Source organism: Micromonospora sp. WMMC241, from assembly GCF_027460165.1.
Lineage (GTDB): Bacteria > Actinomycetota > Actinomycetes > Mycobacteriales > Micromonosporaceae > Micromonospora > Micromonospora humi.
In genome coordinates this window covers 2,101,463-2,116,132 of the sequence record NZ_JAPZBF010000001.1, presented here as the reverse complement: position 1 = coordinate 2,116,132, position 14,670 = coordinate 2,101,463, and the positions used below count along the sequence as shown (strand labels likewise).

Here is a 14,670-nt window from a genome sequence, read left to right as displayed (position 1 = left end):
AGTCCCGATGTCCCGAAAGGCCCTGCTCGGTGCGCTGCGCACCGCGCCCACGTACGCGATCCTGGCACTGCTGGGCGCCTTCATGCTGGTGCCGTTCCTGTGGATGGTGACCACGTCGCTGAAGCCGTCCGGCACCACGTTCTCCTACCCGCCGGACATCTTCCCCACCACCTGGGACTTCGGCAACTACGTCAACCTGTTCACCCTCGCCCCGTTCGGTAAGTACCTGCTCAACAGCGTGGTGGTCACCGCCGTCACCGTGCTGGGTCAGGTGGCCTTCTGCGCGAGCGCCGCGTACGGCTTCGCCCGGCTGAGCTTCGCCGGCTCGAAGTCGGTGTTCGTGCTGTTCCTGGCCACCATGATGATCCCGTTCCAGGTCACGATGATCCCGCTGTTCCTCATCGTGTTCCGGTTCAACTGGGTCAACACGTACCAGGGCCTGATCGTCCCGGGCATCTCCAGCGCCTTCGCCATCTTCCTGCTCCGGCAGGCGTTCCTCACCATCCCCCGCGACTACCAGGACGCCGCGCGCATCGACGGGGCCAGCGAGTGGACGGTGTTCTTCCGGATCTTCCTGCCTCTGGTCAAGCCCGCGCTGGCCACGGTGGCGGTGTTCGCCTTCATGGGCACCTGGAACGACCTGCTGTGGCCGTTGCTCATCGCCCGCGACGAGAACATGCGCACCGTGGAGCTCGGCCTCGCGTACTTCAACGTCACCTCCTCGGCCTACCAGCAGCCCAACTGGCCACTGATGATGGCCGCCTCGGTCGTCTCGCTGCTGCCGGTGGTGCTGGTCTACATCTGCGCCCAGCGGTACTTCGTGGCCGGCATCTCGCTGTCCGGCGTGAAGGGCTGAGCATGACCGACGACACCGGCTTCCCGGTCGACGACTACACCCCGCACGGCTACCTCGACGTGCCCGAGCACACCCGCCGACTCACCCCGTACGGCGTGGTCCGCTCGCACGACCTGGGCTTCCGCTGGCACTTCCCGGCGTACGCCCGGGCCTACGGCGGCCGGAGCGAGGTCTACCGCGCGGGGCTGCGGATCGCCGCCGACGGCGCGCTGCACGGCGCCGACCTCGACGGGCTCGGCGCGCCGTACCACTCGAAGAACCTGGTGGCGTTCCGGGCCGAGCCGCCGGCCGGGCCGATCGAGGCGGAGTTCCACCTGGTCGGTCCCGACGTGCTCGCGGCCCGGGTACGCGCCCGGGTCGCCGACCGGCTCAGCGTGCGGGCCGACTACACCCGCCAGATCGGCGCCGACCGAAGCTGGGGAGAGTCCGGCCTGGTGGGGCGGTGCACCGGCGACACCGTCCTGCTGCAGGGCTTCGAGGACGGTGAGGCGTTCGTGCTGTGGGTGTCCGAGCCCGACGCCGTCGCCGCGGTGACCACCGACGCCGGGACGGCCGACGGCTGGACCCGGGACGGCCTGCCCGAGGCCCACGGAGCCGGCCCGGTCACCGCGCTGGGCGAGCAGGGCGAGCGGGTCGACCTGGCCGCCGTGGTGCAACTGGGCGCCGGGGAGCACGACCTGACCGTGCTGCTGGCTCGCGGCCGCACCGAGAACGAGGCCCGGTCCCGGCTCGCCGAGGCCCGCGACCGGCGGCCCGCGGCCCGCGCCGCCCTCACCCTCGCCGACCGCGCCTTCTGGTCCGGCGCGCCGCTGCTGTCCGGGGACTGGCCGGCGCACTGGCGGCGCGGCCTGGTGTACGACCTGGAGACGCTGCGGATGATGGTCAAGCCGCCGGTCGGCGTGTACACCATGGCGTGGGACGCCATGCAGATCCAGGCCCCGCGGGTCGTGCTCGGCGAGGCCGCCATCGACGCGCTGCTGCTCGGGTACGCCGACCCGGCGCTGGCCCAGCGGCTGCTGCTGGGCACCTTCGCCGACGCGTCCGAACCCCACGTGCCGTGCTCGCGCGAGGACGGCAGCCACAACATGGTCTCGGCCGACGGCAGCGCCTGCGGCACCGGTCCCCAGTGGGGCTGGCCGTGGCTGGTGCTGCGGCGCCTGTGGGACGCCCACCCCGACCACGACTGGCTGGAGCGGATCTATCCACGCCTGGCCGGCTACCTGGACTGGTGGCTGGAGCACCGGCGCGACCCCGACGGCTGGTTGGGGCACGCGTGCAGTTGGGAGTCCGGCCAGGACCTGTCGCCACGGTTCGGCGCGCAGCCGCTCGGTGGCGGCCACCCGACGTACCACATCCGGCCGGTCGACCTGCACGCCGCGGTGACGCACGCGGCCGGTGTGATGGCGGACTTCGCCCGGATCCTCGGCCGGGACCGCGACGTGCCGGGCTGGGTGACGCTGGCGCGGGACTACGGCGAGCGGACCGCGCGGCTGTTCACCGGCGCCCGGTACGCCGACACGGACGGCCGGACCGGCGAGCCCACCGAGGTCGAGGACGTGATGCTCTGGTCACCGCTGGCCCTGGGCCTGGCGGGCGCGGAACAGACCGACGCGCTGCGCGAGGCGATCCGCGCGGTCGACCCGGACGACCTGGTCTGGCCGATGTTCGTGTGGACCGTGGTGGACGCGGCCTCCGGTGCCGGCGAGCACGAGGTGGCCGCGGCCGTGGCGGGGGCGGTGGTGGACCGGGCCTACCGGTTCTGGGACGCCCGCGAGGCCGACGACGAACGGACCCTGCCGGGGATCGCCTGCGAGTACTGGCCGCTGTCGGGCCGGTGCGGCGGCGAGGGCTACGGCTGGGGCGCCTTCGGCGTACATCTGTTGCTGGGGGTGCTGGTCGGCGCCCGGTCCGTCGGCGACCGGCTGCTGGTCCGACCCAACCTGCCGGCCGACCTGCGGGTGCCGGGACGCACCTACCGGGTCCGGCTGGCCCACCGGGGCCGGCCGGTCGAGCTCACCCTGCAACCGCGCGCCGACGGGGTCGACGTGACGGTCGACGGCCGGACCGCCGCCCTGGGCTGGGCCGAGGAGCACGGCTGGGAGCTGGCCTCATGAGCGTCGTCGGACCGTGGGAGTGCCGCCTGGCCGACGCGGACCCGGGTACCGACGCGGCCGGCGCGGGCGAGTGGCGGGTGGTGCCGGTCCCCGGGTCGTGGGAGCAGGCCGGCATCCCGATGGACCGGTCCGGGCCGGTGGAGTACCGCGCCACCCTGCGACCGCCGGCCGACGCCGCCGGTCGACGGCTGCGGTTGCGGTTCGGCGGGGTCAGCTACGCCTGCGAGGTGCTGGTGGACGGCCGGGAGGCCGGCCGGCACGTCGGGATGTGGGACGCGTTCGAGGTGGACGTGACCGGGCTGGTCGAGCCGGGCCGGCCCGCCGAGCTGCTGGTCCGGGTCGAGAAACCGGCAAGCCTCACCGGCGGTCCGGACTCGGCCCCGGTCCCGGGCCGGTATCCGGCCCGGGAGACGCTGGCCGGCTTCCTGCCGTACGTCTGGGGACACTCCCACGGCGGCGTGTGGCAGCCGGTCGAGCTGCTGGTCAGCGGCGACTGCGCGGTGCGGGACGTGGCCGTGTCCGGCGACGTCGGGCCGGGCGCCGAGGCCGGGCGGCTCTCGGTGGCCGCCACCCTGCTCGGCCCCGGCGACGTGACCGTCGAGGTCCACGATCCGGACGGCCGGCTCGTCCAACGCCAGCAGCGAACCGGGGACGCCGAGGTGGCGTTCGAGCTGACCGTGCCGGATCCCCGGGCCTGGTCCCCGCACGACCCGGCACGGTACGCGGTGACCCTGCGGACCTGCGACGGTGACGAGCGCACCGTGCTGACCGGACTGCGCCGGCTGACCGCCGACGGGGCGTTGCTGCGGCTGAACGGCGAGCCCCTGTACCCCCGGATGATTCTGTCCTGGGGCTGGTATCCCGACCGGTTGCATCCCGACCCGGGGCCCGAGCGGGTCCGCGCCGACCTGGTCGAGCTGCGGCGGTTGGGGTTCAACGGCGTCAAGCTCTGCCTGTGGTTCCCGCCCGAGTACTACTTCGAGCTGGCTGACGAGCTGGGCATGCTGCTCTGGGTCGAGCTGCCCATGTGGCTGCCGCATCCCACCGCGCACTTCCGGGGGCAGCTGTTCACCGAGGCGGAACGGCTGGTCCGGGCCGCCGCGAACCACCCGTCGGTCATCCTGGTCACGCTCGGCTGCGAGCTGTCCGCCGCGGTCGGAGCCGACGTGCTGGGACCGCTGTACGACCTGGTCAAGCGACTCGCCCCGGGGGTACTGGTGCGGGACAACAGCGGCTCGGGCGAGGCGTACGGCGGGCTGCTCGACGAGTACGCGGACTTCGACGATCACCACTTCTACTGTGAGCCGGCGTACTTCCGGGCCACTCTTGAGCATTTCGCGCCGCGCTGGCGGCAGCCCCGGCCCTGGTTGTTCGGCGAGTTCTGCGACCTGGACACCTTCCGTGACCTGCGCCGCCTCGACACGGCCCCGGACGCGGGCCGTCCGTGGTGGGTGAGCGCCGACCCGGCGGTGAACCCGCAGGGCGCGCGCTGGCAGTACGACGTGCCGGCGCAGGAGGAGACGCTGCGCCGCAACGGCCTCTGGGACGCCGGCGCCGAGCTGGAACGGATCTCCGCCCGGCAGGCCGTGCTGCACCGCAAGGTGACCCTGGAGGCGGTCCGGACCCGGACCGACACCAGCGGATACGTGGTCACCGGCGAGCGGGACACCCCGATCAGCACCGCCGGCGTCTGGGACGACCTGGGCCGGCTGAAGGTGGACCCGGAGGAGTTCGCACAGTTCAACGGTGACCTGGTGCTGGCCCTGGACTGGGACCGTCGGCGCGCCTGGGTCGCCGGCGGTGACCGGCCGGCACCGTTCGACACCTGGTGCCATCCGGCCGGGGCGCGGGTCCGCGCACACGTGGTGCTGGCCCACCACGGCCGCACCGGCGGGCCGGCACGGGCGCGGTGGCGCGTCGGATTCCCTGACGCGGACCCGTTCGCCACCGGCCGGCTCGACGCCGACGCGCCACGCGGCACCGTGAGCGGACTGGGCGTCGCGGAGTTCGTGGCACCGGCGGTGGACCGGCCGCGCCGGGCCGTGCTGCGGGTGGACGTGGACTGTGCGGGCGAGACCACCAGCAACACGTGGCCGTTCTGGTTCCTGCCCGACGACGGTTGGGCCGGCGTCGCGCCGGTGGCCGTGATCGATCCGGCCGGACGCCTGGCCGATCTGGCGAAGGTGGCACCACGGGTGGTGCCGCTGGACACCCCGGGTGCCGTGCTGCTGGCCACGGCCTTGACCGCCGCGGCCCGCCGGCACGTCGCGGCCGGCGGCGGCGCCGTCCTGCTCGTCGACGCCGCCACCGCCGACCCGCCGCTGCCGGTGGCCGCCATGCCGTTCTGGCGGGAGGCGGTGAAGGTCATCGAGCCGCACGAGGCGTGGGGCGACTTCCCGCACGACGGGTGGACCGATCTCCAGTTCGCGGGGACGGCTCCGGACCTCGCGCTGGCCGACGCCGACCGGCACCCCGGCGCCCGGCCGCTGCTGCGCCGGGTGGACGCCCGCACCAGCGCGGTGCACGACTACGCCGTGGAGTTGCCGTACGGCGCCGGTCGGCTGATCGTCACCACGCTGCGCTTCGACGGCTCGGCCGGCGACCAGCCGCTGGGGCTGCGGCGCAACACCGGCGCGGCGTACCTGCTCGGCCAGTGGGTCGGCGCGCTCACCGGCCCGGCGGCCCCGCCCGACTCGGCCGTCGGGGACCGGACGGTCCCGGGCCCCGCGGGGCCGGCGGTCCACCCGGCCCCCGAGGGCGGGTGGGGGCACTGATGCTCGGGCCGTCGCTGGCGCCCTCCGGTCGGAGCCGACCGGTCGGTCACGACAGTCCGGCCGGCGCGGGCCGCGGCCACCACCGGCACCGGCGCCGCGGCCGCGTGACGTTCCTGCTCACCGTCCTCAACGGATTCGATCCTGAAGACCGAGACCGAGACCCTCTATACGACCGTCGACTGCGTCCTCGGCGGGAGATGAGCCCCGGCCGGGGCGGCCAGCTTGACCCGGGGGCGGTCGGCGTCCGGATGGCGTAGCTCGTCGAAGATGGCCAGCGCCTCCCGCCACGCCCGGCGGGCGGCGTCGAGGTCACCGGCGGCCTCGAGGCTGTCGCCCAGGTTGTCCAGCACCTCCGCCTCGTCGTACCGGTCACCGAGTTCCCGGTGCAGCGCGAGCGCTCGCCGGTAGCAGTCCGCTGCGCCGTCGTGGTCGCCGAGGCCGTGCCGGACGTAGCCGAGGTTGTCCCAGGCCAGCGCCGCGCCGTGCCGGTCGCCGTTCTCCTCGTGCAGCCGCAGGGCCGACCGGCAGCAGTGCAGCGCCGGCCCCGGCTCGTCGAGCCGGGCATGCATCCAGCCCAGATTGTTGAGCGCCTTGGCCTGCCCGACCTGGTAGTCGGCGGCCCGGTACAGGTCGAGGGCCAGCCGGGTCTCGTCGAGTGCCGCCCGCAGCCGGCCCTGCCGTGCCAGCACCCAGCTCACCCCGAGGTGGGTGTGCGCGCGACCGGTGTCGTCGCCCAACTCGCGGTACAGCTCCAGGTCACGCCGGTAGTGCCGGTGCGCCGCCTCGTGCTCGCCCGACCAGGTGCAGGCGATGGCGAGACCCCGGTGCGCCAGGGCCTGACCGGCCAGGTCACCCTGGCGCAGCGCCGCCGCCAGGGCGGTCCGCTGCGCGGCGGCCAGCTCCGGCCAGTGCCCGCGGCGATCGAGGTACGTGGTGAGGGCCGCCGCCAGCGCGCACGCGTGCCGGTCCAGGCCGGCGCCCGCCGCCTGCTCCACGCACGCCAGCAGGACATGGTGCTCGGCGGCGAACCACGCGGTCGCCCACGCGTGCTCCGGGCGGTCCCCCACCGTCACCCCCGGCTCGGGCCGCGGTAGCGCGGCCGGGCGCGCCAGCCGGTAGGGGTCGAGCAGGTGATCCGCCGCGTGCGAGGCGTGCAGGTAGTGGTCGAACAGGCGCCGCCGGGCGGCCGTCCGCTCGGCCTCGGAGTCGGTGCCGTGACACAGCTCCGAGGCGTACGCGTGGAGCAGGTCGTGCAGCGCGTACCGGCCGGGAGTGCGCTCGGTGAGCAGGTTCGCCCGGGTGAGCCCGGCCAGCAGCGGGCCGACCCGGGCCGGCGGCAGGCCGGCGAGGCTGGCCAGCGCGGCTCGCCCGGCGTCGGGGCCGGGATGCAGCCCGAACAGCCGGAACAGCCGGGCCGAGTCGGCGTCCAGCGCCCGGTACGACCAGGAGAAGACCGCCCGCACGTCGGTCGCGGGGTCGCCGGTGGCCAGCGCGGTGAGTCGGTGGTCCGGGTCGGTGTCCCGCAGCTCGGCGGCGAGGGCCGCCAGCGGCACGTGGGGCTGCCCGACGGCGCGGGCCGCGACGACGGCCAGAGCCAGCGGCAGGCCGGCGCAGCGGCGTTCGATCTCGTCCAGCGCCGCCGCCTCACGCCCGGCGCGACCGCGACCGAGCCGACCGGCCAGCAGCTCCCGGGCCTCGGCCGGCGGAAGCAGGTCCAGCGTCACCGGGTGGGCCCCGTCGCTGACCACCAGGCCGGTGAGCCGGTTGCGGCTGGTCACCACGACCAGGCTGCCCGGCGATCCGGGCAGCAGGGGCCGGACCTGCTCGTCGTCGCGGGCGTTGTCGAGCAGCACCAGGATCCGGCGGTCGACGAGCAGGGTGCGGAACAGGGCGGCCTGCCCGGGCAGGCCGGCGGGTATCCGCTGGGGCGGCACGTGCAGCGCTTCCAGGAAGCCGCGCAGCGCCTCGGCCGGCGACACGGCCCGACCGTCGAGGTCGAACCCGCGCAGGTTGACGTAGAGCTGCCCGTCCGGGTAGCGGTGCGCTACCCGGCGGGCCCAGTGCACCGCGAGGGTGGTCTTGCCGACCCCGGCGGTGCCGGCGATGGCGGAGATGACCACGGCACGACCCGGACCCCGCTCGTCGCTGTCCGGGCCGGCGGGGAGCAGAGCGTCCAGTTGCCGCAGCGCCGTCGCGCGGCCGGTGAACCAGGCGGGCTCGCCGGGAAGCTGCGCCGGGGGTGGCCCAGCGGGCCCGGCGGGCGATGCGGGCGCGGCGGGTACGGGCTCGGCCGGCGTCCGCCCCCGGAGTACCCGCAGGTGGGCCTCGCTCAACTCGGGGCCGGGCTCCACGCCCAGCTCGTCGACGAGGTGGCGACGGGTCTCGGCGTAGAGCCGCAGCGCGGCGGCCTGCTGCCCACAGCCGGCCAGGGCGAGCAGGTATCCGGCCACCAGCGGCTCCCGCAGCGGATGCTCGGCCACCAGGGGGCGCAGGGCCCGCGCGGTCGCGGCGAACCGGCCGAGGTCGAGTTCCACGGCGGCGAGCCGTTCGTACGCGAGCAGCCGCTGCTCGTCCAGGCCGGCGGCGGCCGCGTCGACGAAGGCCCCGGCCGCGCCGGCCAGCGCCGGCCCCCGCCACAGCGCCAGGCCCTCGCGCAGCAGTCGCGCCGCCTCCGCCGGTCGGCCGGCCGCCTCCTCGGCGCGGGCCCGCTCGACCGCCACTGTGAACTCGGCGAGGTCCAGCTCGGTGCCGCGTACGGTCAGCCGGTAGCCGCCGCCCTGGGTCGTCAGCAGGCCGGCGGCGCCCGCGTCCCGCAGGGCCGCCCGGATCCGGGAGACGCAGACCTGCACCTGGGTCCGGGCGCTGGCCGGCGGGTCGTCGGCCCAGAGCGCCGACACGAGCTGCGCGAGGGACACCAGCCGGTCGGCGTTGAGGAGCAGCAGCGCGAGCACCGCGCGTTGCTGGGGGCGGTCGATGGGAAGGACCCGCCCCGCGGCGATCACCTGGACGGGGCCGAGGAGGGACCACCGCATGGCTTTCCTCGTCTGTCGCGATCGGACGACCCAAGTCTATGGACGGCGCGGTCGGCGCGGCCCTCGGCAAGCGGTCGGATAGCGGACGGCAAGCGACCCGGCTCAGGCTCTTCCCAGCCGCCGGCCCCCGGGTTCGGCGGGAGGCGGGCCGGCACGGCGCCGGCCGAGGCGGACAGGAGAGCGACATGCGAGCAACCAAGGGGCGGGGCGTGCTGACGGGCGTCGTGTCGGCGGCAGTCGTGGCGGCGGGCCTGGGCTGGGCGGCACCGGCCTTCGCGACCCCGGCGGGGTTGGAGACGGTCACCCAGACGGCGGCCGAGAGCAGCGCGGACAAGTCGGCGCTCGCGTCCTGCCCGACCGGCAAGGTGGTCACCGGGGGCGGGGGCTTCCTCACCGCCGGCTCGTCGGCGGCCGGACGGGTCGGGCTGGACCGGCTGGAGCCGCTGGCGAACGGCACCGGGTTCATCGCGACGATGCGCGAGGCGGGCCCGGTCAACTTCGCCGGCGACTGGGGGTTGCAGACCCTCGCCCAGTGCGCCACCGCGCCGGCCGGATACCAGGTCGTGGCCACGACCGGGGCCGTCGGCACGGAGTACGTCACGGCGAGCTGCGGGACGAAGAAGGTCATCGGCATGGGCGGACGGATCAACAGCGGCCTGGGCGACGTCGTGCTCGACCAGGTGGTGCCGTCGTTCGACCTGACGTCGGTGACCGTCCGGGCGGTCGCGGTGCAGGGCACCTCACCGGCCGGCTGGAGCGCCACCTCGATCGCGGTCTGCGCCACCGCGCCCGCCGGGCTGGAGCGGGTCGTGGTGACGGGGGCCGGCGCGAGCGACCCGTCCGACACCCACCTCAAGGCGTGCCCGCCCGGCAAGGGCCTCTACAGCGCGGGCGCGGACATCAACGCCGGCAACGGTCAGGTGCTGCTCACCGCGATCAACATCACCGGGGGGAACACCGTGCGGGTGCGCGCGGACGAGGACGCCGACGGCTTCGCCGGCTCGTGGAGCCTCAGCGGATACGGCATCTGCGGGAGCTGATCCGGGGCCGGGGCCGCCGGTGGCGGCCCCGGCATGGAGCGACCTTGACATGTATATCGATGCACATTACTGTTTCGAACAGGTGAATTTCAATGCCTAAGTGAATTTATAACGGTGCCGCCGGCGCCACCCCTGGAGGTTCGTCCATGACCCCGTACCCCAATGACCAGGCACCGCGGCGGCGGCTGCGCGCACCCGCCGCCCTCGCCGCCGCGGTCACCCTGACCGCGGCCGGGGCGCTGGCCGTGGTCGACGTGCCCGCGCCGCTCGGCGCGGCACCGGCCGCCGCCGCGAGCGCCTGCGACGACAAACTGGTGGGCTGGGCGACAGTCGCGGGCAGCGGCCTCAACACGACCACCGGCGGCGGCAACGCCAGCCCGCAGACGATCAACAACCTCGCCGACCTCAAGCGGTACGCCACGGACTCCACCCCGCGCGTGCTCAGGATCTCCGGCACGATCGACACCGGCACCAGCGCGGTGAACATCGCCAGCAACAAGACGTTGATCGGCGTCGACGCCAACGCGACGATCGACGGCGGCGTCGACATCGCCGACGGGCACAGCAACATCATCGTCCGGAACCTGAACCTCCGTGGCGCCGGATACGGCAACTACCCGGCCGACACGGCCGCCGCACGCGGCTCGCACCACCTCTGGTTCGACCACCTGAACATCTGGGACGCCGGAGACGGGCTGCTCGACCTCACCCGGGGCTCAGACTTCATCACCGTCTCCTGGGTGAAGTTCTGGTACACCAACAGTTCCCACCCGCACCGCTTCGCCAGCCTGGTCAGCGGCGGCGCGGACCACGACGACACCGACGTGGGCAAGCAGAACGCGACCTTCCACCACAACTGGTTCGCCTCGCTGGTCGACCAGCGGATGCCGCGGATGCTCTACGGCAAGGGCCACGTCTACAACAACTACTACACCGCCACGGGCAACACGTACGCGGTCGGCGTCGGTTCGCTCGCCTCGGTCCTGGTGGAGAACAACTACTTCAAGGACACCAAGAACCCGCACCAGTTCATGTACGACCGGCCGTCCTACGTCACCGCCCGGGGCAACATCTACGACAACACCTCCGGCAGGCGTGACAGCGGCGCCGGCGGCGTCGGCGGCGTCACCCCGTTCACCGCTCCCCCGTACGGCTACACGCCGGACAGCGCCGGCAACGTGCCGGGGATCGTGAGCAGTTGCGCCGGACCGACCCTGTCCGGCACCTCCACCCCGCCCCCGACTCCCACGTCGTCGCCGTCCCCGACGCCGAAGCCCACGTCCAGTCCGACGCCGGTCCCGACGACGCCACCGCCGGCCGGCGGGGCCTGCGGCGCCAGCTATCGGACGACCGGCTCCTGGGACGGCGGCTGGCAGGGTGAGGTCACCGTGAAGGCCGGAAGCTCGGCGATCAACGGCTGGACCGTCAGGTGGACCCTCGGTAGCGGCCAGAGCATCACCCAGGTCTGGAGCGGCACGCTGAGCGTCAACGGTTCGGCCGTGGCAGTGAAGAACGTCGACTACAACCGCTCGATCCCGGCCGGCGGCAGCACGACGTTCGGCTTCATCGGCACCGGAACGGCGTCCTCGCCGGCGATCACGTGCACCAGCCCGTGACCTGAGCGGCCCACCCCACCCATGAGCGGCGGGGAAGGGAGCAGTGCCGATGAGTTCGTGGTGGTGTCCCCCACGCAGCAAGGGGCAGGCTCGGACATCCCGCGCCTGCCCCTTGGCGCTCGTCGCAGCCTAGGCCTGCACCGCCGGCGTCCACGAGAAGATGGCGTTGTTCGCCGTGCTGCACGGGTAGAGGATGAGGTCGGAACCGTCCGACGTCGTGCTGCCCTGCACGTTGAGACACTTCGCGGGGTTCAGTCGGCTCTTGAACTGGTAGAAGTCGAACCCGCCAATCTTCCGCACGAACTGCGGGTACCACTGATCGTTCAGAGTCCCACTGCCACCGCAGTTGTACTGGACAATTTTCGTGCTGTTGACGTCGGTGCTTCCCTTGATGTTCGCGCACATTCCCGTCTTGCCATTGACAATGCGCTGGTAGCCACTGGAGGTGGGCCGGAAGATCCACCGCTGGTGCAGCGGCGTGACACCGCCGCCCCACGTCGCACAGGTGTAGACCTGAACCTGCGCGCTGGACGCGGTCGAACCACCCTGGACTTCGACACACTTGTCGACAGCGCTGGCGGGGAAGACCTCCCACGGTCCGTTGTCCGCGGCGAGAGCGGCGGACGGTGCGACGACTCCACCGCCGACAACTCCGACCAGCGCCGCCAAGACCGCGGCGAATTCGCGTAGCTTCATGCCTGTCAACCCCGATTCATCGAAAAAACAACGGGCACGACCCTACCCGACACACAGAGGCATGTACATCTCTGACTGCGTTGCGGGTGATGCGGCGTGGACACCCTCGCCGCCGCCGGCTCGTCCAGTAGGAATGGTCGAGGTGGTAATGGCTAATCCGCCCGGCCACCGAACCGCTCAGGCAACAATTTTTTGTCTGTCGTCGCTGCCATCACCTGCGCCGGTTCCTGATCCACCCCTGCGGTTCCGGCGCCTCCGGCTGCCGCCACCGGCGAGCGAGGCCGTCCTCCCGGAGTCGGACCGGGAGCCGTCCTGAGATCATCAGAGCGACTGCAATCAGCCTTGAATTTACATTCAGATATACTCCCCCCGTGAGCATCAGCGTTCGACTGCCGTCGAAGGAGTCTCGGTGACCAGCGACAGCGGCAACCTCCGCGAACCGTCGATCGGTGGTGTGACCACCAGCCAGTTGCGGCTGCTGACCAAGGTGGCCCGCATGTATCACGAGCATGGGGTGAGGCAGCCACAGATCGCCGAACAGCTGCACATCTCCCAGCCTCGGGTGTCACGGCTGTTGAAGCAGGCCACCGTGTTGGGCATCGTGCGCACCACAGTGGTCACCCCGGCCGGTGTGCACGCCGAGCTGGAGGAGGAGATCGAACGCCGGTTCGGGCTGCGCGACGTCGTGGTGGCGGACACCGGTCACTCGTCCCCCGACGAGCCGTCGACGCTGAAGGCGATCGGCGCGGCGGCCGCGGTCTACCTGGAGACGACACTCACCGGCGGTGATCGGATCGGGATCTCCTCGTGGAGTTCGACGTTGCTGTCGACCGTCGACGCGATGCGTCCCCGACCCAACCCGGTGGCCGAGCAGGTTGTGCAGGTCATCGGCGGGGTCGGCAGCAGCACGTCGCAGATCTACGCCACCCGACTGGCCGACCGGCTGGCGATCCTGACCGGGGCGAAGGCGGTGTTCCTGCCCGCGCCCGGCCTCGCGGCGTCGCCGGCGGCACGTGATGTGCTGATGGCCGATCCGCACATCAACGACGTGATGGGCGCCTACAGCGGCCTGACCATGCTGCTGGCCGGCCTGGGGAGCCTGGAGCCGTCGCCGTTGCTGATGGAGAGCGGCAATGCCATCGCCGACGCCGAGCAGCAGGCGCTGCGCAAGCTCGGCGCGGTCGGCGACATCTGCCTGCGCTTCTTCGACGAGAACGGCGACCTGGTCAAGTCGCCGCTCGACGAGCGGGTGCTGGGCATCGACAGCCTCACGCTGCGGTCGATACCGCGGGTCGTGGCGATCGCCGGTGGGGCGCGCAAGTTCACCGCGATCCGTGCGGCGCTGCGCGGGGGCTGGGTCGACGTCCTGGTCACCGACCTCGACGTGGCGCGACGGTTGGCGGAGGAACCCGCCCGGTAGCACGGCGCGGACGGCCGGCACAGGTGTGTCCCGTGCCGGCCGGTGGCGGCGCGACACGGGACGACAGGCCCGGTGGGACTACTTGCGGCCGAAGACGCCGAACTGGTCGGCGTTGGCCTTGGTGACCAGCTCGCAGTCGATGGACTGCTTCTCGGCGGCGCCGGTCGACCCGGTCTTGATGAACTTGTCGGCCTGCTGCACGGCGGTCTCGGCGCCGAGCACGGCGGGCTGCAACGCGGTGGCGTGCATCTGGCCGGCCTTGATGGCGGCGACGGCGTCCGGGCTGCCGTCGAACCCGACCACGACGACCTTGCCGGTCAGGCCGGCGGCCTTCAGGGCGGCGACGGCGCCGAGCGCCATGGTGTCGTTGCCGGCGATGACGCCCTGCAGGTTGCGGTTCTTCTGCAGGATCGTCTCCATCTTGCTGAAGGCTTCCTGCTGGTCCCAGTTCGCGCTCTCCTTCGCGACCAGCTTCATGTCCGGGTACTGGGAGATGACGTCGGTGAAGCCCTTGGAGCGGACGCCGGCGTTGGTGTCGGACTCCTTGCCGACCAGTTCGACGTAGTTGCCCTTGCTCGACATCGCCTCGACGAAGGACTCGGCGGCCAGTTGGGCGCCCTGGGCGTTGTTGGAGACGATCTGCGCGGCGGCGACGCCGGTGGCGTTGATCTCCCGGTCGATGAGGAACACCGGGATGCCCGCGTCCTTGGCCTTGCGGACCGGGCCGATGGAGGCGTCGGCGCCGGCGTTGTCCAGGATGATCGCCTTGGCCTTGCGGGAGATGGCGGAGTCGATCAGCTCGCTCTGTTTGTTCGGGTCGTCGTCGTGCGAGGCCACCGAGGTCTGGTAGCCGAGCGACTCGGCTTTGGCCTTGGCGGCGTCCGCCTCGGCCTTGAAGAACGGGTTGTCCGCCGACGGGGTGATGATGGCGATGAGGCCACCGGCCTGCTTGCCGCTGTCGCCCTTGGCCGACCCGTCGTCGTCGGAGCCGCACGCGCCGAGGAGAAGCGCGGCACTGACCAGGGGTACGACGGCGAGCGCTCGTCTGCGGGACGCGGAGAAGGGTGAAGAGGGCATGGGGACTCCATGGGGATGATGTGGTGGGGTTATGGGTGGAGCGCG

The 14,670-nt window shown here is 72.8% G+C and carries 9 protein-coding genes; 6 read left to right on the top strand and 3 right to left on the bottom strand.

Annotation, left to right across the window (positions count from 1 at the left end):
• Window positions 1–7 precede the first annotated feature (7 nt).
• Genes O7598_RS10035 through O7598_RS10025 form a run of 3 tightly spaced genes read left to right on the top strand, consistent with a single transcriptional unit; the run spans window position 8 to window position 5,744 of the window.
• Window positions 8–856, top strand: a complete 849-nt coding sequence (locus O7598_RS10035) for a carbohydrate ABC transporter permease (RefSeq protein WP_091066510.1) — start codon at window positions 8–10, stop codon at window positions 854–856.
• A gap of 2 nt (window positions 857–858) precedes the next feature.
• Window positions 859–2,970 (top strand): MGH1-like glycoside hydrolase domain-containing protein, encoded by a 2,112-nt coding sequence (locus O7598_RS10030; RefSeq protein ID WP_269691037.1) that lies wholly within the window; start codon window positions 859–861, stop codon window positions 2,968–2,970.
• Window positions 2,967–5,744: a sugar-binding domain-containing protein gene (locus O7598_RS10025; protein ID WP_269691036.1), complete on the top strand. Its 2,778-nt coding sequence runs from the start codon at window positions 2,967–2,969 to the stop codon at window positions 5,742–5,744. The genes O7598_RS10030 and O7598_RS10025 overlap by 4 nt, the downstream gene beginning before the upstream one ends.
• Window positions 5,745–5,908: 164 nt before the next feature.
• On the opposite strand, the gene O7598_RS10020 is transcribed toward O7598_RS10025, so the two are convergent.
• On the bottom strand, window positions 5,909–8,776 hold the full coding sequence (locus tag O7598_RS10020) for an AfsR/SARP family transcriptional regulator (RefSeq protein WP_269691035.1): 2,868 nt from the start codon (window positions 8,774–8,776) through the stop codon (window positions 5,909–5,911).
• Window positions 8,777–8,961: 185 nt separating this feature from the next.
• On the opposite strand from O7598_RS10020, the gene O7598_RS10015 reads away from it, so the two are divergent.
• The gene (locus tag O7598_RS10015) at window positions 8,962–9,816 is read left to right on the top strand and encodes a hypothetical protein (protein ID WP_269691034.1); all 855 of its coding nucleotides are present in this window, start codon (window positions 8,962–8,964) and stop codon (window positions 9,814–9,816) included.
• Window positions 9,817–9,962: 146 nt separating this feature from the next.
• Window positions 9,963–11,432, top strand: a complete 1,470-nt coding sequence (locus tag O7598_RS10010; protein WP_269691033.1) for a pectate lyase family protein — start codon at window positions 9,963–9,965, stop codon at window positions 11,430–11,432.
• 129 nt (window positions 11,433–11,561) lie between these two features.
• On the opposite strand, the gene O7598_RS10005 is transcribed toward O7598_RS10010, so the two are convergent.
• Window positions 11,562–12,128: an RICIN domain-containing protein gene (locus O7598_RS10005; protein WP_269691032.1), complete on the bottom strand. Its 567-nt coding sequence runs from the start codon at window positions 12,126–12,128 to the stop codon at window positions 11,562–11,564.
• 409 nt (window positions 12,129–12,537) lie between these two features.
• Here O7598_RS10005 and O7598_RS10000 point away from each other — a divergent pair, with 409 nt between their 5' ends.
• Complete coding sequence (locus tag O7598_RS10000) at window positions 12,538–13,548, top strand: sugar-binding transcriptional regulator (RefSeq protein ID WP_269691031.1); 1,011 nt, start codon at window positions 12,538–12,540, stop codon at window positions 13,546–13,548.
• Between the two features lie 78 nt (window positions 13,549–13,626).
• Here O7598_RS10000 and O7598_RS09995 read toward each other — a convergent pair whose 3' ends face one another.
• Window positions 13,627–14,625 carry a D-ribose ABC transporter substrate-binding protein gene (locus tag O7598_RS09995; RefSeq protein ID WP_269691030.1) on the bottom strand — a complete coding sequence of 333 codons (999 nt, stop codon included), beginning with the start codon at window positions 14,623–14,625 and terminating at the stop codon, window positions 13,627–13,629.
• Between the last annotated feature and the right edge of the window lie 45 nt (window positions 14,626–14,670).